General features: G+C 41.0%; 18 protein-coding genes. 1 reads left to right on the forward strand and 17 read right to left on the reverse strand.

Going from position 1 to position 18,356, the window contains the following annotated elements:
* Positions 1-14: 14 nt before the first annotated feature.
* From ftsW to ybeY, 16 genes are all read right to left on the reverse strand, one after another.
* Complete coding sequence (gene ftsW / locus QMQ21_RS01495; RefSeq protein ID WP_024057920.1) at positions 15-1,238, reverse strand: cell division peptidoglycan polymerase FtsW; 1,224 nt, start codon at positions 1,236-1,238, stop codon at positions 15-17.
* Between the two features lie 160 nt (positions 1,239-1,398).
* Positions 1,399-2,337 (reverse strand): peptidylprolyl isomerase PrsA, encoded by a 939-nt coding sequence (gene prsA / locus QMQ21_RS01500; protein WP_004254642.1) that lies wholly within the window; start codon positions 2,335-2,337, stop codon positions 1,399-1,401.
* Positions 2,338-2,403: 66 nt separating this feature from the next.
* The gene (locus QMQ21_RS01505) at positions 2,404-3,117 is read right to left on the reverse strand and encodes an O-methyltransferase (protein ID WP_125452169.1); all 714 of its coding nucleotides are present in this window, start codon (positions 3,115-3,117) and stop codon (positions 2,404-2,406) included.
* 1 nt (position 3,118) lies between these two features.
* Complete coding sequence (gene pepF, locus QMQ21_RS01510) at positions 3,119-4,921, reverse strand: oligoendopeptidase F (protein ID WP_261813786.1); 1,803 nt, start codon at positions 4,919-4,921, stop codon at positions 3,119-3,121.
* An 18-nt stretch (positions 4,922-4,939) separates the two neighbouring features.
* Positions 4,940-5,893: a competence protein CoiA gene (locus tag QMQ21_RS01515; protein WP_261035313.1), complete on the reverse strand. Its 954-nt coding sequence runs from the start codon at positions 5,891-5,893 to the stop codon at positions 4,940-4,942.
* 72 nt (positions 5,894-5,965) lie between these two features.
* Positions 5,966-6,826 carry an SAM-dependent methyltransferase TehB gene (gene tehB / locus QMQ21_RS01520; RefSeq protein WP_261035312.1) on the reverse strand — a complete coding sequence of 287 codons (861 nt, stop codon included), beginning with the start codon at positions 6,824-6,826 and terminating at the stop codon, positions 5,966-5,968.
* Positions 6,827-6,840: 14 nt separating this feature from the next.
* On the reverse strand, positions 6,841-7,308 hold the full coding sequence (smpB, locus tag QMQ21_RS01525) for an SsrA-binding protein SmpB (RefSeq protein ID WP_001051750.1): 468 nt from the start codon (positions 7,306-7,308) through the stop codon (positions 6,841-6,843).
* On the reverse strand, positions 7,271-9,625 hold the full coding sequence (gene rnr / locus QMQ21_RS01530; RefSeq protein WP_261813787.1) for a ribonuclease R: 2,355 nt from the start codon (positions 9,623-9,625) through the stop codon (positions 7,271-7,273). The genes smpB and rnr overlap by 38 nt, the downstream gene beginning before the upstream one ends.
* Positions 9,626-9,725: 100 nt before the next feature.
* Entirely contained in the window at positions 9,726-9,959 is a 234-nt protein-coding gene (gene secG / locus QMQ21_RS01535) for a preprotein translocase subunit SecG (protein ID WP_000282517.1), read from the reverse strand.
* A 39-nt stretch (positions 9,960-9,998) separates the two neighbouring features.
* A complete protein-coding gene (rpmG, locus tag QMQ21_RS01540; RefSeq protein ID WP_001809104.1) occupies positions 9,999-10,148 on the reverse strand; it encodes a 50S ribosomal protein L33 in 150 nt (49 codons plus the stop codon).
* Positions 10,148-11,347 carry a multidrug efflux MFS transporter PmrA gene (gene pmrA, locus QMQ21_RS01545; protein ID WP_261813788.1) on the reverse strand — a complete coding sequence of 400 codons (1,200 nt, stop codon included), beginning with the start codon at positions 11,345-11,347 and terminating at the stop codon, positions 10,148-10,150. Before pmrA ends, rpmG begins: the two co-directional genes overlap by 1 nt.
* Complete coding sequence (gene coaE, locus QMQ21_RS01550) at positions 11,334-11,939, reverse strand: dephospho-CoA kinase (protein WP_125442773.1); 606 nt, start codon at positions 11,937-11,939, stop codon at positions 11,334-11,336. The genes pmrA and coaE overlap by 14 nt, the downstream gene beginning before the upstream one ends.
* A complete protein-coding gene (mutM, locus tag QMQ21_RS01555; RefSeq protein ID WP_237446915.1) occupies positions 11,939-12,763 on the reverse strand; it encodes a DNA-formamidopyrimidine glycosylase in 825 nt (274 codons plus the stop codon). Before mutM ends, coaE begins: the two co-directional genes overlap by 1 nt.
* Positions 12,764-12,811: 48 nt before the next feature.
* Positions 12,812-13,711, reverse strand: coding sequence for a GTPase Era (gene era / locus QMQ21_RS01560; protein ID WP_261028601.1), 900 nt, complete (start codon positions 13,709-13,711; stop codon positions 12,812-12,814).
* 16 nt (positions 13,712-13,727) lie between these two features.
* Positions 13,728-14,123 (reverse strand): diacylglycerol kinase family protein, encoded by a 396-nt coding sequence (locus QMQ21_RS01565; RefSeq protein WP_000378166.1) that lies wholly within the window; start codon positions 14,121-14,123, stop codon positions 13,728-13,730.
* Positions 14,104-14,601, reverse strand: a complete 498-nt coding sequence (ybeY, locus tag QMQ21_RS01570; RefSeq protein WP_261057102.1) for an rRNA maturation RNase YbeY — start codon at positions 14,599-14,601, stop codon at positions 14,104-14,106. The genes QMQ21_RS01565 and ybeY overlap by 20 nt, the downstream gene beginning before the upstream one ends.
* 104 nt (positions 14,602-14,705) lie before the next feature.
* Between ybeY and pavA the strand changes: the two genes are divergently transcribed.
* On the forward strand, positions 14,706-16,361 hold the full coding sequence (gene pavA / locus QMQ21_RS01575; protein ID WP_020902911.1) for an Rqc2 family fibronectin-binding protein PavA: 1,656 nt from the start codon (positions 14,706-14,708) through the stop codon (positions 16,359-16,361).
* Between the two features lie 211 nt (positions 16,362-16,572).
* On the opposite strand, the gene QMQ21_RS01580 is transcribed toward pavA, so the two are convergent.
* Positions 16,573-18,279 (reverse strand): glucosaminidase domain-containing protein, encoded by a 1,707-nt coding sequence (locus QMQ21_RS01580; RefSeq protein WP_284521181.1) that lies wholly within the window; start codon positions 18,277-18,279, stop codon positions 16,573-16,575.
* Positions 18,280-18,356: the final 77 nt, after the last annotated feature.

Below are 18,356 nucleotides of genomic sequence, written 5' to 3' on the forward strand. Positions count from 1 at the left end.
TTCCACTCTCAGCTCTACATATAGTTTGATGAGTGAGCTTCTAACTCCTCATATAATTGGGCACGTTTTTCACTTGCATCAATATTTAAGACAAAGGCGATGGCTACAGACAAGACTAGGAGACTGTTCCCTCCTTGCGATAAGAAGGGGAAGGTTACTCCTGTCGAGGGAATAATACCAGAAATTCCACCGATATTGACAAAGACCTGTACCAACATCATCCCCCCAACCCCAATCGCCATCATAGAATTAAAGGGATTCTTAGCACGAATTCCTACTAGGATAATTCGCAAAATCAGGAAAAAGACAAGTGCCAAAATCAAACTGGCTCCCACAAATCCAAACTCTTCAATGACAATTGAAAATACAAAGTCTGTATGGGCCTCTGGTAAATAACCACGTTTTTCTATTGAATTTCCTAAGCCTAAACCAAACCATCCACCATTTACCATAGCAAAGTAGGAATTTGCAAGTTGGTGACCAGCTCCTGCCAAATCAGCAAAGGGATTAAAGTAGGCACTGAAACGCTTGGCCACGTAACCAAATACTGGAACTTTTGAAAACTTATCAACCCCAATTACAGAAATAGCTGATAGAGATAGGGCTGAAACTCCAAACAATACACCGATAAAGACTATAAACCAACGATGAGCAATCCCACTAACTGTATACATAATCAAGGCGACCAGCGCTAGGATTGTAGCATTCCCCAAATCTGGGAAAATAGCCAAACTTCCTATCATTACCAAGAGGACAAAACGCCAATCATTAAAAGCTCGAGGAATCCATTGATTTTGAGTTAAAACTTGAAAATCGTAAATACCAATTTCATCCTGTTGTTTTGAAAAACGTTGGGCCAAGTACCAGACGATGATAATCTTCAAATACTCCGCTGGCTGAATGGTCAAAGGTCCTACTGAAATCCAACCATAGGCTCCATTGACTGGCGTACCAATTAAGCGAGCCAGAGCTAAGAGAATCAGCTCAACAAACATAACAATAAATAAAAGTCGTTCTTTTCTTAAAAAATTCAGTTTCAGCTTATATATCAAGACAATCAATATTAAACTAAATATCCAAAACATTCCCTGACTTCGAACCAATTGGAGGGCACTTTTACCTTCTTCGATAAGAATGGCACTGGTTGTAGAATAGACTACAATCAAACCCAAAATAGATAAAAGTAAGTAAGGAACTAGAATAGAATAGTTTAACAGGTGCCTCTTACTAATCTTCATAGTATCACCAATCTAATGAGAACAAAAGAAATTATTCCCAAATTCCGTTTATTTTCTAGTTTTGATTGCTATTATACCATTTTTTCCGAAAGAAAAAAACTCTTACCCTTAAGATAGAAGATTTTCTCATAAGAAAAAGAGCACTTGGCTCTTTTCTGTTTTATTCTTTTGAAGAACTGCTTGAGCTTGAATCTCCACCACCGATGTATTGAGTGAAGATATTTTGGAAGGCTTGATCTTTAACCTTGATATTGGCTGCTTGCAATTCTTTTCCGATAATACTTTGAACAAATGATGCGTCGTTTTGTTTTTGAGTTAAGATAACAGTTTTTAATTTTTCTTTGTAATCGTCAATATTAGATGATTTTTCTGTTTTCTTAATCAGTTTAACAATGTAATATTGACTGCTGTAGGCTTGTGTTCCAGTAACGCTAATCACATCAGAAACACCGTTTACATCTAAAGCAAAAGCAGCTTTTTTAACTTGTTCTGGTACTTCTGTTGAAGCAGAATCAAAAGTGATTTCTCCACCATTCGCTTTAGTTTTCTCATCTGTTGAATTATCTTTGGCTAATTGAGCAAAGTCTGCATCACTAGCTTTAGCTTTTTCAAGAATTTCTTTAGCTTTGTCTTCATTGTCCAAACGGATAATTTGAGCAGTCACATCAGGAGTGTATTCGTCAAAGGCCTTCTTGTAAGCATCATCTGTCAATTCAGCTTCTGCTGCTTTCTTAACTGCCAACTCAACCAATTTACTTGTACGAATTTGAGCTTTACGTGTTTCAAGAGTCATTCCTGCTTGCGATAAGACACGTTGGTAGTTCTCACCATATTGTTTCTCTTCTTCGGCAATAGTATCGTTGACTTCTTTGTCATCTACTTCTGAGCCATATTGCTTCTCAAATACTTTTTGGATGGTCATGTTCAACAATACTTGTTGAGCTGAAGGATTGCTTTTCACTTGCTCATAAAATTGATGTTCTGTGATGACATCCCCTTTCATGCTGATAAGATCTGCCCCTTCTGAACCTTTCGAACAAGCTGCTAAAGTTGCTACTGATAATAGTGTAATGGCACCTGCCAATAGTTTTTTCTTCATGTCTACTCCTTTGAGATAAGTGTTACCCTATCTATTTTACTATATTTTCTTAAATTTTTCTGAAAATCATTCGCTGTCAGGCAATTGAACATCTGCTACATTTTTACGAAGCATGAGAATGCCATCTCCCAGAGGTACTAGTGTTGCGGTGAGTCCTGGATTGTCTAAGGTTGCATCAAATAGTCTTTGAAGTCCTCTGTAAATAGTTCGCTGACCACGACGGACTTCCATAATATCCTTAGCAACATCACCACCTTGGAAAATATCATCCAAGACAACCACACCTCCAACGTCCAAATGTTTGAGGATTTCTGGCAGAAAGACGATATATTTAGACTTGGCTGAATCCATAAAGACAAAATCATAGGACTCTGTCAAGGTAGATAAGACATCTACCGCATCTCCTTCTAAGAGCGTAATTTGCTTGCGACTGTCAAACTGGGCGAAATTTTCCTTGGCAAATCCAATCATCTCTGGATTGCGGTCAATGGTTGTAATCTTGGCCTTTGGCGCATGTTCTGCCATCAAGAGGGCTGAAAAACCGATAGCCGTCCCAATTTCCAGAATATTTTTAGGTTGTATGGTTTCCATGAGAAAACGGAAATAAGCTACCGTTTCATGGGGAATAATGGGAATATTTTCCTTGCGGGCAAAGTCTTCCAATTCTTTCAAAGATCCTGTGACTTGCTTTTGGCGCTGACGCATCAAGTCTACAATTTCTTCCTTGACGACAGGACGACGCATGTTATGGTTAGCATTTTTACTATACGATTCAACCATCTTATGCCAATCCCAATTTTTCAACAAGGGCTTCAAACTCATTCAAACGACGTTCAAAGACTGCAAAGGCAGCGTTGAGATAGTCTTCCTTCTCCATATCAACACCAGCTTTTCTCATGACATTAAGTGGATAGTCAGACTTACCTGCCTTGAGATAGTCGATATAGCGGTCACGGTCTTCTTGACTACCATGGACAATCTTTTCAGCCAGAGCTGAGGCTGCTGCAAAGCCAGTTGAATATTGGTATACATAGTAGTTATAGTAGAAGTGTGGAATGCGAGCCCACTCGTATTGGATTTCAGGATTGTCTTCCTTACTCAAACCATAATACTCTTGGTTCAAGTCTGCGTAGAGTTTATTTAGGAAATCACTTGTCAAGACTTCTCCATTTTGGTCCGCTTGGTGGATAGCGTGTTCAAACTCAGCAAATTGAGTTTGACGGAAAACTGTCCCACGGAAACCATCTAGGAAGTTATTGAGAATAGCAAAGCGCGTTGCATCATCTTCCACTTCTTCCAATAATTTCTCCGTCAAGATATTTTCATTGGTAGTTGATGCAATCTCAGCCAAGAAGATAGAATAATCTCCGTAAACATAAGGCTGCGTTTCACGAGTATAGCTTGAATGCATACTGTGACCTGTTTCATGAACAAGGGTAAAGAGATTGTCTAAATTGTCCTGCCAATTAAGTAGCATAAAGGCATTGGTATCGTAAGAACCACCAGAGTAAGCACCTGAACGCTTGCCTTGGTTTTCGTAAACATCAATCCAACGCTCGCTGAAGGCACGTTTGACACGGCTCAAGTAATCCTCACCCAAGACTGCCAAGGCATCTTCTGCCTTTTTCAAGGCTTCTCGGTAGGTAAAACTGTATTCAACAGAAGAAAGTGGTGTGTAGACATCGTACATCTTGAGGTCTGAAATTCCCAGGATTTTTGAACGAAGGTTAAGATAGCGATGCAAGAGTGGCAAATGCTTGCGAACTGCTGCTACCAAATTGTCATAAACACTCTCTGGAACAAAATTGGCTGCTAGGGCTGCATGACGAGCGCTCTTGTAGTTGCGAACTTTGGCACGGTAGTTTTGCACCTTAACATTGGTTTGCAAGGTTTTGGCATAGGTGTGTTGGAATTGTTGATAAGTCGCATAAAGGGCTTGATAGGCACCACGACGAACCTCACGATTTTTAGACTCCATCAAACGTGTGTAAGTCCCATGAGATAGCTGAACTTCCTTACCATCATCGTCAAGAACATAAGGGAACACAATATCCGCATTGTCCAAGATAGCGAAGGTTTCACTTGCCGAACCAAAGATTTCTCCAGCCCCAGCCAATAATTCTTCCTCACGTTGTGAAAGAACATGTTCCTTGCCTTGCAAAAGCTTGTCAAAATAGTGTTGATAAAGCTGCAATTTTGGTTGAGCCTCTAAAAAGTCAGCATACTGCTTTTCACTAATATCCATAAATTCAGGTTCATAGAATGAAAAGGCTTGGTCTAGCTGGCTGTAGAGAGTCATTGCCTTGGCATAGTACTCTTGATACTTGGCTTCACGAGTGTCCTGGTCATTTTTCATATGAGCATAAACGTAAAGCTTCTCCATTTGGCGTTCCATCTCAAGAGAAAATTCAGTGATTTCAAGTAGGCTATCCGCACTATCCAAGAGATGGCCTTCATACTGGGCTACTGTCTCCAGTTGTTCTGTTAACTCTTTTAAGGCTTCTTCCCAAGCCTGGTCAGTTGGGTAAATCGTTGATAGATCCCATGTATCTTTTTCATTTATTTCATGTCTTTGTAATACCATTAGATTCCTCCATCCTTTCTATTCTACCATATTTTTTAAGAAATATTGCTTATAAAAGGCTGGTGGATAAAGCTTTTGCCAATCATTTTGAGGATTTTCTTGATAATAGGTTTGAAAATACTGATAATAGCCAGTCAAATCTTTCTCAATTTGGCAAAAATTACCTACTAGCGGTCTTATTTGTGGATACCATTCTTTTAGCCCATAAGTCAGGAGATTTTCCCCCTTTTGATAGGCTTCTGCTTGTTCTTTCATCCAAATAGGATTTTGATAATACAGTTGTTGCCGGATATAGCGACAGATGTCCTTGTCCTGAGAAACTGTAAAATGAGATATTTTTTGTTTCTTATAGGGAAGACGTAATATCTCCAGTAGACCATCTTGTCCATAGGGAAATTCCTTGATTTGATAATAGAGTTTACCTCGGAGATCTTGGTGTATGAGATATTTAAGCCTTAAAAGCTGTTTTTCACTTTCTAATTCCCAAACATAAAAGCCCATGTTTTGACTGAAATAGAGAAAACCTTGTTGCAGACGAGTCAAACGCTCCTTGAGCCAAAGTTTTTCCCCCAGCAACCACAGTACTTGGTAACCCTGACTACGATAGCCCTCACTACGTTCTTTAAGAACTTTTTGAGGCAAGGGACTACACTGAACTTCTAGAACTAGATTGCCATTTACAAATACATCCGCAATCTGTTTAAGCTCTGGAAGCGGGTATTCTAATTGCACCTCTGCCTCTTTTTTCAACCAGTGATAGAGGACTTCCTTATTTGCCAGGTGTTCTGGACTTTCATTTTCAGAGGAAAAATCACAGTCTTTTAAGGTTTTGTGGGCAAAATGGGCCCGGACACTTGGTCCTTGACGCAAACGGAGCTGACCTCCACAAGCTGGGCAGGTGTATGCTTGCTTCTCAAGCTTATCCTCTAACACATTTACCAATTCTCCCCTAGAATCTCTCGCAACAAACATGATTTCCCCCTTTTCTATATTATTCGTAAAAAAAGAAAAAAGATCAGGAAATTTCCTAATCTTCATTCATGTTTATTTGATTTTTTTAGCTAGCATGGTCGCAAAGCGTAGTTGTATACGATTGCCATTTTCGTCACGACGGTGCAGATGGCCAGGATTTTCATTGTACTTAACCAATTCCCAGTCCTTGTAATAGTCTGCCAATTCCCCTTCTTTAAAGGTAAATGGGAAGTTTACAGAGCAAGGATAATCCTCCGTGTCCATAGCACAAACGATAAGATTGTAACCACCAACACTGGTTTTCTCCTGCATATTTTGAATAATAGCTGGAATGCGGTCCGCTTGTAGAAACATGAGAACAACAGTTGATACGATAAAATCATATTCTTGCCCAATGCTGGCTGAATTGATATCGTAGAGACCAACAGGCATGTCCAAATCTTCTTGCTCTACAATGCTTTGTAAGATTTCAAGGACCAATTCATTTTGATCTACAGCTGTCACATCAAAACCATTCTGTGCAAGAAAGAGAGAGTTACGGCCCTGACCACAGCCCAAATCCAAAGCTTTCCCTGGTTTTACTGTCTGCATTGCCTCTAGGACCTCTGAATGAACCGGATTGGTATTGTATTTTTTAGGGAAATAATCCTCAGGTTTACAATAAAATTCCAAATACCATTCTACATCGTCTGTTACAGCCTCCACTCGGTGCCAGACTTGTGGTTGTGCCATGGGATTGTCAGCCCCTGCTTCAAATAAGTGTTCAGCTAGAACCTCCCCATTCTCTGTCAATTCAATAAACTTGAGAGTTCCTTTTAAAACAGTAATCTTGCCCCAAGTCCCAACCTTGGTATTGTGTTTCTGCTGAACAGCCTCTGGCATGGTCTCTTTAGTCCACAAAGGCATGCGTTTATAGGCAACTAGTTTTTCCATCTTCATTCCTCTTTTTATCGCTGATTAACAGCTTTCATAACACGCGCGATGTCGCGATTTTGTTCACGTCGTTTGATAGACTCCCGTTTATCATAGTCATGCTTCCCTTTAGCTAGACCCAAAAGGAGTTTAGCGTAACCATCTTTGATATAGACTTTAAGAGGAACAAGGGTCATTCCTGTTCCTTTAGTCTCTTGTTCCAATTTTTGAATTTGCTTTTTATGGAGCAGGAGTTTGCGACGGCGTTCTGGTTCCTGGTTCCAGATATTGCCCTCTTCGTAAGGTGCGATATGAACATTGCTCAACCAAACTTCTCCATTTTTCACTTGAGCAAAGCCATCCTTGAGATTGATTCGAGCAGCTCGTACACTCTTGATTTCAGTTCCAGTCAGGACCATTCCTGCCTCTAGCGTATCTACGATTGTATAGTCGTGGCGCGCCTTTTTATTTTGTGCGACGACCTTTCCCTCGCCCTTTGCCATGCTTGGCTCCTTTCTTAGCTACTTCCTTGTAAAAGGGTTTCTTTCCTTTTTTCTTCTTGTCTTTTTGTGAATGCTTACGCTTATCATTTGAGCGTCCTGATTTCCTCTTGTCTTCCTTCTTATCTGAACGACGACTTGAACCACGCCCTCTGTCACTACGATTAGACTGTTTCAAGCCTTTTTCAATTACATCAAACTCACTTGGGATATATGAGAAATCAATTTCACCCGTCATCTTGTCGGCTCTTTCAACTCGGATACGAATCTGTTGCCCTACACGGAAGGTTGTTCCTGATTTTTCTCCACGAAGAGTCAAATCACGTTCGTTGAAATGATAAAATTCAGGTAAATTAGTGATGTGAATCAAGCCTTCAACTGTGTTTGGCAATTCGACAAAGAGACCGAATTTGACAATACTTGATACAACTGCATCGTATTCTTCACCCACGTATTCTTCCATGTACTCAGCCTTTTTCATGGCTTCTACTTCACGCTCAGCCTCGATGGCACGACGTTCACGGTTTGAGGACTGGGTCGCAATCTCTGGAATTACTTGTTCAAAATGCTCTGCTATTTCCGTAGAACGGCCGTAATCACGAATCATACGGTGAACAAGAAGGTCTGGATAACGACGAATCGGACTGGTAAAGTGAGTGTAATAGTCAGCAGCAAGGCCATAGTGGCCGTGATTGTGCTCCGAATAGCGAGCCTGCTGCATAGAGCGAAGAAGCATCATGGACAATACATCTGCATAAGGTTCCCCCTCAACAACACGCATGATGTCTTGGAGGGCCTCCTGGCTAATCTCACTGGCAGTTCCATAAATGCGCAAGCCAAAGCTTGAAGCATAATCAATAAACTTCTGAACCTTTTCAGCCTTTGGCTCCTCGTGAATTCGATAGATGAAAGGCAAATCAAGCTTGCTGAAATGCTCGGCAACTGTTTCGTTGGCCATCAGCATAAAGGACTCAATCATGCGCTCGGCAACACCACGCTGACGAAGAACGATATCAACAGGCTTACCGTGTTTATCCACTAAAATCTTCGCTTCATTGGTATCAAAATTAAGGGCACCACGTTTCACACGCATGTTTTCTAAAATTTCATGGAGCTTAGCCATGAGTTCGATACTTGGAACAATTTTCTGATATTCTTTTCTCTTTTCCACGTCGCCAGCTAGAATATCATTAACATCGCTATAGGTCATACGGAAGCTTGTCTTGATTACCGTTTGTGTAATGGTGTAATTGACCACACGACCATGTTTATCAATTTCCATAATGGCTGACTGGGTCAAGCGATCTACTTGAGGATTGAGTGAGCAGATGCCATTTGACAAACGCTCTGGAAGCATGGGCACCACACGATCTGTCACATAAACAGAAGTCGCACGATTAAGGGCTTCCCTATCAAGGGCAGAACCCTCGGTCACATAATAGGAAACATCAGCGATGTGAACCCCAAGCTCCAGATTTCCATTCTTCAAAGCCTTGATATGCACCGCATCGTCCAAGTCCTTGGCATCAGCACCGTCAATAGTAAAGGTAATCTCATCTCTTAGATCCAGACGGCCTTCCATATCTTTTTGAGACGGAGTATCAGGCACACTTTCTGCTTCCTTAACAACAGCCTCTGGAAACTCTGAGACAATGTCCATAGACTCCAAAACCTCAAGGACATCAATTCCGACATCCGTTGAGTGTCCCACCACGTCGATAACACTCGCGACAAAGAAATCATGTTTCTTACTTGGGTATTTATCGATAAAGACCTTGAGAACTTCGGTTCCCTCGAGTTTAAGGGCTGGTTTCTTCACATAAATCGGTTGACTTATTTTCTGATTTTTCGAACGGATGTAGCCAGCATACTTAGGTTTTTCCTGATCTAGAACGATTTGGCCGACAACAGTTGTCAAACTGTGTTCTAGGATATCGATAATTTTGGCTTCCGCCGCTGTTCCCTTGTTACGATCAGCGACTTTCTTGATGACAACCTCAACAGTATCACCATCAATAGCATAGTTGACATCGTTTTTTCCTACAAAAAGGTCGTCCTCCTCACCTTCCAGACTGACAAAGCCAAAGCCATTTTTATGGGCATGAAAAATCCCTTTGAGAGTAATCTCATGTTTTTTCTTGACTTCCAAGGTCAGACTGCCATCTTCTTCAAAGCGAATCTGGTGCTTTCTTTCCATTAAGGACAAGGTTTTAATCAACTCACGAAAATCCTTGGACTCGTCTTTTCCCAAAGCCTGAGCCAAGTCATTGACCGTTACCTTCCCCTTATCTTGTAAATATTCTTTTATTCTATCTTTCATATTTTCTTTCTAGATTTTTTATTTTCTTTTACTGTAAAACCTTCTCAAATATCTTTTAAAAATAAAAAGAGGCAAAGACCTAGTCCTGCCCATTATTTTCTTATCTACTTGATAATACCGTCAATGCTAAGGCAATGGCTAGCCAGAAAAAGACTAAAATCCCTGTCAAACGCTGCATTACAGCTTCAAAACCGCGTGCTTTACTGCGTTCAAACAAATCACCTGAGCTGGCATCAAATACATTGCTGGATTGGTTTTTGGTTGGTTGCATGAAAATTGCAATCACAATCACAACAGATAATACTAATAAAATGGTTAATAATAGGTTATACATATCAAACTCCTTAAAATCCCTATTATTTTACCATAAAATCTACTTAGATTCAAGATGTAGGGTTACTTTTCTTTCCTTGGGACAATACTTTAAAACCTCAATCTTGTCTGGATGGGTTTTAGAATTTTTACTAGTTAGGTAATTGATACTGCCACAAGAGGAGCATTTGAGATTAATTTTTACTCGCACTAGATTTCCTTTACTTTTAATAATGTTCGAAATTGAAGAAGGTTAAAGAGACAACTAAAGGCAACACAAAGGCTTGTCGCATAAAAGACTGCATGGTAGCCAAATTTTCCTGCTACTGCAGAACCTGCCATAGGACCAACGACACCTCCCAGATAAAAGAATACCTGATTGAAGGCAAAGACCCTCGAAATACCAGCTTTGGGCGTCATCTTGCTGAGAAGGGCATTAACTCCGGGAATCAAAGCACCGGTTCCCAAGCCAAAGAGGAAACGATAGAGTCCTAGTTGAAGGGGGCTAGAGGCATTGGCACAGAGGAGATAGATGATGACTGAATAAAACTGGGCTACAACCAAGAGGCGATGGTTGCCCACCTTGTCACCTAGCTTTCCCATGACTCCTGCACTCATCATACTGGAAAAGCCCATACTGGATACAATCAAACCAGAGACAAAAAGAAGATTCTCTGTCTGCCCTAAGTCGCGCACATACAGAGCTAAGATAGGGCCAATCGATTGGGCTGAAAATTGGATGACAAAACTGGTCAGAAAGAGGTTGACCAAGAGATAGGGGTATTTAACTGATGTAAATAATTCCTTTGTTGGGATGGCTTTTTCCTTGGCCACTGGTTGAAAATCTTCCTTGATAAAGCAAATAGTCAAAACAGCAGCTAAGAATAGAAAACTACCAACCAGTAAGAAAACAGTACGAATGCCAAATAATTCTGCGATAAAGCCACCAATAAAGGGACCAGTTAGAGTACCTGCAACTACGCCTGTAGATAAAGTACCTAAGGCAGAGCCTGATTTCTCCTTGGGAACCTGACTGGCTATCAAGGCCGTTGCATTGGGAACAAATCCCGCAAATACACCGTTTAATAAACGAAGAAAGATTAACCAATAGATATTTGGGACAAAGGCCAAACCTCCCATAGTGATAGTCATGGCCAGACCAGCACGAATCATCATGGGTTTTCGACCGTATTTATCAGCAAGAATCCCCCAGATAGGAGAAAAGAGCGCCGCCGAAATAGCAGAGACAGAAATAGCTAATCCTGCATAAAAAGCGACTTGCTCACTCCCTACACCTAGATTTTCCACGAAGATGGGCATAAAAGGCACAACCAAAGAAATACTGGCTCCAGTCAGAAAATTACCAAACCAGGCAATGCGCAGATTATCCTTCCAGTTAATCTCTGTCATCTTGCCTACCTCCCTCAAGCAGGGAGAACACCTGAGTAAGAAGCTGATCCTGATTGCCATTGTTGTTTAAAACATGGCTAGCCAAACCTTTCTTTTTTTCTAAAGACCACTGGGCTGCCAGACGAAACTCAGCTTCATCTTTGGACAAGTGGTCCCTTTTCATTAAGCGTTCTACTTGGACATCTCGATCCACATAGACCAACCACGTCTCATCAAACCAAGCGCTGTAGTCCTGCTCAAAAAGTAGGGGAATATCCATGAAGAAAATCTCTTCTGTCTGAGCCAACTGGTCTCTCAACGTAGCTAGTTCCTCACGGATAATCTTTCCTTGGATTTGCTTAGACCATTCTCGTTCTTCAGGATTTGAAAAGATAAGACTAGCTAGGAGAGGGCGATTAAGTTCTCCGTTTTCAAGGATGATTTCTTGCCCGAAGTGCTGGACTAGAGCCTCAAACAGACGACCACCAGGTTTCTGTAGTTGGTGAACGACTGCGTCGGCATCCACTACTTGAAAGCCTTGCTTTCTTAGAAAATTTGTCACGGTTGACTTACCGGAGGCAATTCCCCCAGTGATTCCAATGATTTTTCCCATCAGCCCCTCCTTTGGCACTGAGGACAAAAATGGGTGCCTCGTCCACCTAGTTGGATTTTCTCAATGATGATGCCACAACGTGAACATTCTTGACCAGCCTTGTCATAGACTTGATGAAAATCCTGCATGGTTCCATCTTCCCCAAAGGCATTGGTATAAGTCCGAATGGTGGAACCACCTTTTTCAACAGCCTGTCCCAAAACAGCAATGGTCTGGTCATGAATGGCAGTCGCTTCTTCTGCTGTCAAAGTCTGGGAAGGTCTAGCTGGATGAACCTGAGCTCGCCAGAGAACCTCATCCACATAGATATTGCCAAGTCCAGCTACCAAAGTCTGGTCTAAAAGATGGGATTTGATAGGCTTTTTAGATTTAGCTAGAGCTACTTGAAAGACCTGCACATCAAAGTCTTGTTCGCTTGGTTCAGGACCTAGTTTTTTAGAAATAAAGTAGGCGTCTAAAAGGTCAGGAGCCAAGAGTTCCATAGTACCAAACTTGCGAACATCCTCATAAACAAGCGTGCCACCATCTTCAAACTGAAAGAAAACATGGGCATGTTTGCGTTCAAGCACTTGGTTCGGATAGTAAAAATACTTGCCCTCCATCCGCAAATGGGAAATCAAGACCTTGTCTGTCAGGTAAAAAAGCAAATATTTTCCCCGACGTTCCATTGACTCAATAATCTGACCAGGCACTTCCTTTTGAAATTCGTCCAAGTCCGTTTTAATCATCTTGGGATAGCGAATTTCTATACTCGAAATCTTCTTACCCAAAATCAATTTTTCCAAGCCACGTCGAACGGTTTCAACCTCAGGTAATTCAGGCATAAGTCCTCCTTCTGTAAAAACAAGAAGCAGGCATGAGCCCACCTCTGCTTAGTATTCTTTTTCATTATAGCCAAAGTCAGCCAAATCTAGCTTTTTATCACGCCAGTTTTTCTTGACCTTGACCCATGTTTCTAGGAAGACCTTATCTCCTAGCATCAGTTCAATATCGCGACGGGCCATGCTACCGATTTTCTTAAGCATAGCGCCACCTTTACCGATGATAATCCCTTTTTGGCTATCTCGCTCGACCATGATGGTTGCACGGATATGAACCTTATCAGTCTCTTCATCTCGTTTCATAGAATCAACCACTACTGCGACAGAATGCGGAATCTCTTCACGAGTTAGGTGCAAGACTTTCTCGCGAACCATCTCTGAAACCAAGAAACGTTCTGGATGGTCTGTGATTTGGTCAGCTGGGAAATATTGGAAACCTTCGTCCAGATTTTCACTCAAAATATCCACTAAACGAGATACGTTATTTCCCTGAAGGGCTGAGATAGGGACAATCTCCTTAAATTCCATTTGGTTACGGAAATCATCAATCTGAGACAAAAGCTGGTCTGGGTGAACCTTATCGATCTTGTTCACCACCAAAATCACAGGAACCTTGGCAGTCTTGAGACGCTCGATAATCATGTCGTCCCCTTTACCACGCGCTTCATCAGCAGGTACCATGAAAAGAACTGTATCCACTTCACGAAGGGTACTGTAGGCAGACTCAACCATAAAATCTCCAAGAGCTGTTTTAGGCTTGTGAATCCCTGGTGTGTCGATAAAGACGATTTGTTCCTTATCAGTTGTGTAAATTCCCATAATTTTGTTGCGCGTTGTCTGCGCCTTGTCACTCATAATGGCAATCTTTTGCCCCATGACATGATTTAAAAAAGTTGACTTCCCAACGTTGGGACGTCCTAAAATGGCTACAAAGCCTGATTTAAAAGTCATAATTTCCTCTTGCTATTTAAAATAATAAATCCCAGATTCGTGGGAGAAAAATCAATGCGCCTGTTAAGGCTGCGAAAAGAGAGACCACTAATACCGCGCCAGCCGCCATATCCTTGGCATTTTTAGCCAGCATAGAAAAGTGATAGTGACTGGCCAAATCCACCACATTCTCGATAGCAGAATTGATAATTTCAAAGGCTACTACCAAAAAAATGCTCAATAGGAGAAAGAGCCATTCGATTCGTGACACCTGAAAAACAAAACCTGCGAGGATGACCACGAGAGCCGTCACCGCATGTTTTCGCATATTGCGTTCTTCCTTTATGGCAGTAAAAATTCCTGTAAGAGCAAATTCTAAACTGGATATCAGGTCACGATTTTTCCATTTTCGTTTATTGTCTTGTGAGTCCATAGGCTGTCAAAATTTCTTCTTGTAAACCGAACATCTCCGCTTCTTCTTCCGGAGTGTAGTGATCATAGCCGTTAATATGTAAAAAGCCGTGTACTGCCAAGAAGCCCATCTCACGCTCAAAGCTGTGGCCATATTCCTCAGCCTGCTCATGAGCCTTATCAATAGAGATGAACAATTCCCCAATATAGGCATCAAACTCAGACATCATCTCTGCTAATTCTGGATTTTCAAGCAAATCTTCTTCGTCAAAGGCAATTTCCAACTCTGGTTTATATTCAAGGCTGATGACATCTGTCGGACGGTCGGTGTCACGGTACTCCAGATTGAGTTCATGACTACGCTCATTGGTCACAAAGGTAACTGCCATCTCCTTGTCTTCTTTTCCTAATTTTTGGGCTGCAAATTCCAAAATCTCTTGGGTTTGTTGCAACATTTCTTTTGAAACTTTACCAGTTTCATCTACCATTTCAATATACATGTGCTTCTCGTTTCTCTTTACTTGGCTTTATTATACCACATTTCCATGATTTTATTCTACCTTTTTGATATAATACTATGGAATACAATCACAAGGAGAGAACGATGTCATTTGACGGATTTTTTTTACACCACATGGTTGAGGAATTGCGAAGAGAATTAGTGAATGGTCGCATTCAGAAAATCAATCAACCTTTTGAACAAGAGTTGGTCTTGCAAATCCGTAGCAATCGCCAAAGTCATCGCCTGCTCCTTTCTGCCCATCCAGTTTTTGGACGCATTCAGCTGACCCAAACAACTTTTGAAAACCCAGCCCAGCCTTCTACCTTTATCATGGTTTTAAGAAAATATTTGCAGGGTGCCCTGATTGAGTCGATTGAGCAAGTGGAAAATGACCGTATTGTGGAAATTACGGTTTCTAATAAAAACGAGATTGGGGACCATATTCAGGCTACCTTGATTATCGAAATTATGGGGAAACACAGTAATATTCTACTGGTCGATAAAAGCAGTCATAAAATCCTCGAAGTTATCAAACATGTTGGCTTTTCACAAAATAGCTACCGCACCTTGCTTCCTGGATCGACCTATATCGCTCCGCCAAGTACGGAAGCTCTCAATCCTTTTACAATCAAGGACGAGAAACTTTTTGAAATCCTGCAAACACAGGAAACGACAGCTAAAAATCTTCAAAGCCTCTTTCAAGGTCTGGGACGCGATACGGCAAATGAATTGGAAAGGATACTGGTTAGTGAAAAACTTTCCACTTTCCGAAACTTTTTCAATCAAGAAACCAAGCCATGCTTGACTGAGACTTCCTTCAGCCCAGTTCCTTTTGCAAATCAGGTGGGAGAGCCTTTTGCCAGTCTTTCTGATTTGTTGGACACCTACTATAAGGATAAGGCTGAGCGCGACCGCGTAAAACAGCAAGCCAGTGAACTGATTCGTCGTGTTGAAAATGAACTTCAAAAAAATCGTCATAAGCTTAAAAAACAAGAAAAAGAGTTACTGGCGACAGACAACGCTGAAGAATTTCGTCAAAAGGGGGAATTACTGACAACCTTCCTCCATCAAGTTCCTAATGACCAAGATCAGGTTATCCTAGACAACTACTATACTAATCAACCTATCACAATTGCGCTTGATAAGGCCTTGACTCCCAACCAGAATGCCCAACGCTATTTTAAACGGTATCAGAAACTCAAAGAAGCTGTCAAATACTTGACTGAGCTGATTGAGGAAACCAAGGCAACCATTCTCTATCTGGAAAGTGTAGAAACCGTCCTCAACCAAGCTGGACTAGAAGAAATCGCTGAAATCCGTGAAGAATTGATCCAAACAGGTTTTATCCGCAGAAGACAACGGGAGAAAATCCAGAAACGCAAAAAACCAGAACAATATCTAGCAAGCGATGGCAAAACCATCATCTATGTCGGTCGCAATAACCTGCAAAATGAGGAGCTAACCTTTAAAATGGCCCGCAAGGAGGAACTTTGGTTCCATGCCAAGGACATTCCTGGAAGCCATGTTGTCATCTCAGGCAATCTTGACCCATCCGATGAAGTCAAGACAGACGCGGCAGAACTAGCCGCCTACTTCTCTCAAGGTCGCCTGTCAAATCTGGTGCAGGTAGATATGATTGAAGTCAAGAAACTCAACAAACCAACTGGCGGAAAACCAGGCTTTGTCACTTACACAGGACAAAAGACCCTCCGTGTCACACCAGACCCCGAAAAAATTACATCCATGAAAAAATCCTGATTTTACTTAAAATCAGGATTTTTAACTTACTATTCACTCAAATCATATTCATACTCAATGAAAATCAAAGAGCAAACTAGGAAGCTAGCCGCAGGTTGCTCAAAGCACTGCTTTGAGGTTGTAGATAAGACTGACAAAGTCAATCACATACATCACCCAAGGAGACGCTGACGTGGTTTGAAGAGATTTTCGAAGAGTATCAATTATAGGACTAATCTTTGCCACCTAGCTTCTCATTGATTTTCATCATCACACTAGCAATTTTTTCACCCCAATAAGGATCTGAGGCATATTCCACATTCATACCAGATGCCTTGTTTCCAAGGAAAGTTCTGCCCCTATCGATATAATTTTCCTTAATCCACTTGCTTGCACCTAAAATTCCCTTATCCACATCATCAAATGTCTTGGCAGAAAGGTAAGGGGTCGTATCATAGGCTGTAATTCCAAAGAAATTATTCTTATCTTTGGCAATCTTACTTCGTCCCCAATCACTTTCTAAAGCACTATGGGCAAGGAGGTAAAGGGCATTGATATGATAATGTTCTTCGGCTTCCTTAAAAGTAGCTCCCTTATTTTCTAAGAGACTATTATTAATATTTAGCAAACTAAATACCTTATCCAAGTCTTCAGCACTATAGTTTGTAGCCTCTGTTAAATCTTTGAAAAGGAAGGGATTCTCAAGCTTAAAACCATCAAAATGCAACCCATCTGCCGAATAATATTTCTTGCCTACTTCCATATCAGAAAGATGAGAAGCTACTGGGATACTAGCATTCTGAGCCACATAGTGATAAAAACGGTGGCCATCACTCTCATAATAAGGGATAAAATCCTTACTAGCATCTAATGCTTGTAAATCTTCTGTTTTCATATAGCCTGACAAACCAGAAACAGTAATAGCCAGATGCTTATCATCACTTTTTCTATCCTTATCTAGCCAGACGACACTACCTTGCGATATATAGGAGAGCTTTTCACCATCTGCATCATAAACATTTGCAGTCACTGGAAGGACCTGATAATACTCAGAGCTAGTCTTGGGCTCCTTATGCCATTTTCCATCGTTTCCTAGCTGATGACCATCAATAGTCTCATTTTTTGCCATGTAGCCAGCAGATTTGAAGTAGTACCAGGCTTGACTATGAGAATCATAGACCCATTCTTTTTCAGCCATTTTGCCATCAGATTTGAGGTAAAACCATGATTCTTTATCCAAAATCCATTCATTGGCTGCCATATAGCCTCCGGATTTTAGATAATAATAGTGACCATTATCAAAAATCCATTCTTTATCAGCATGATTCCCATTTTCTTTAATGTAAAACCAAGATTGGTATTGTTTGTCAAAAAGCCAACCTTTCTGTACTTTAGCGCCACTAGCACTCACATAAGCCTGTTCAATCCACTGACTTGTCAGTAAATAACCACCAGATTTGAAATAATAGTCCTTACCTTTGATTTGGAGCCATTCTTTCTCTGCGTGTTGGCCATCTGCTTTGATATAAAACCAAGCATCATATTGAGAATCATAGACCCAGTCTTCTATTACCTTGACACCTGTAGCACCGACATAGGAAGCTCCTAGCCAAGCATTTCTTTTCATCTTTCCATCTTGGTCAAGATAATAGAGGACTCCCTTGTCTTCTATCCATTCTGACTTGGCCATATAGCCACCAGATTTGAGGTAAAAATAGTCATCACCTTGCTTTAGCCATTCATTTTCAGCATAGTTGGCATCTTCTTTTATATAAAACCAAGATTGATAGTGAGCATCAAAAACCCACTCATTAGCTGCTTGACTCCCATCTGCTTTCAGGTATTGTTTTCCTTGCCAAGTACCATCACTAGCCATTGCACTCTCTGGTCTGGCTAAGAAAAATAGCAGAGCTAAAAAAACAAATCTCAATTTCTTCATAAACTTTCTTCCTCTGTTCTTTCTATTTTATTGTATCAAAATTCTCTATAATCAACATTACAAACTGATAAAAAATC

Source organism: Streptococcus bouchesdurhonensis, assembly GCF_948472335.1.

Excerpts from the sequence above, each read along its gene's own strand:
- tehB (WP_261035312.1), bottom strand. The coding sequence starts at position 6,826 with ATGGAAAAACTAGTTGCCTATAAACGCATGCCTTTGTGGACTAAAGAG.
- rnr (WP_261813787.1), bottom strand. The coding sequence starts at position 9,625 with ATGAAAGATAGAATAAAAGAATATTTACAAGATAAGGGGAAGGTAACG.
- era (WP_261028601.1), bottom strand. The coding sequence starts at position 13,711 with ATGACTTTTAAATCAGGCTTTGTAGCCATTTTAGGACGTCCCAACGTT.
- ftsW (WP_024057920.1), bottom strand. The coding sequence starts at position 1,238 with ATGAAGATTAGTAAGAGGCACCTGTTAAACTATTCTATTCTAGTTCCT.
- smpB (WP_001051750.1), bottom strand. The coding sequence starts at position 7,308 with ATGGCAAAGGGCGAGGGAAAGGTCGTCGCACAAAATAAAAAGGCGCGC.
- pepF (WP_261813786.1), bottom strand. The coding sequence starts at position 4,921 with ATGGTATTACAAAGACATGAAATAAATGAAAAAGATACATGGGATCTA.
- QMQ21_RS01515 (WP_261035313.1), bottom strand. The coding sequence starts at position 5,893 with ATGTTTGTTGCGAGAGATTCTAGGGGAGAATTGGTAAATGTGTTAGAG.
- mutM (WP_237446915.1), bottom strand. The coding sequence starts at position 12,763 with ATGCCTGAATTACCTGAGGTTGAAACCGTTCGACGTGGCTTGGAAAAA.
- ybeY (WP_261057102.1), bottom strand. The coding sequence starts at position 14,601 with ATGTATATTGAAATGGTAGATGAAACTGGTAAAGTTTCAAAAGAAATG.
- prsA (WP_004254642.1), bottom strand. The coding sequence starts at position 2,337 with ATGAAGAAAAAACTATTGGCAGGTGCCATTACACTATTATCAGTAGCA.
- secG (WP_000282517.1), bottom strand. The coding sequence starts at position 9,959 with ATGTATAACCTATTATTAACCATTTTATTAGTATTATCTGTTGTGATT.
- pavA (WP_020902911.1), top strand. The coding sequence starts at position 14,706 with ATGTCATTTGACGGATTTTTTTTACACCACATGGTTGAGGAATTGCGA.
- pmrA (WP_261813788.1), bottom strand. The coding sequence starts at position 11,347 with ATGACAGAGATTAACTGGAAGGATAATCTGCGCATTGCCTGGTTTGGT.
- QMQ21_RS01505 (WP_125452169.1), bottom strand. The coding sequence starts at position 3,117 with ATGGTTGAATCGTATAGTAAAAATGCTAACCATAACATGCGTCGTCCT.
- QMQ21_RS01580 (WP_284521181.1), bottom strand. The coding sequence starts at position 18,279 with ATGAAGAAATTGAGATTTGTTTTTTTAGCTCTGCTATTTTTCTTAGCC.
- QMQ21_RS01565 (WP_000378166.1), bottom strand. The coding sequence starts at position 14,123 with ATGGACTCACAAGACAATAAACGAAAATGGAAAAATCGTGACCTGATA.
- coaE (WP_125442773.1), bottom strand. The coding sequence starts at position 11,939 with ATGGGAAAAATCATTGGAATCACTGGGGGAATTGCCTCCGGTAAGTCA.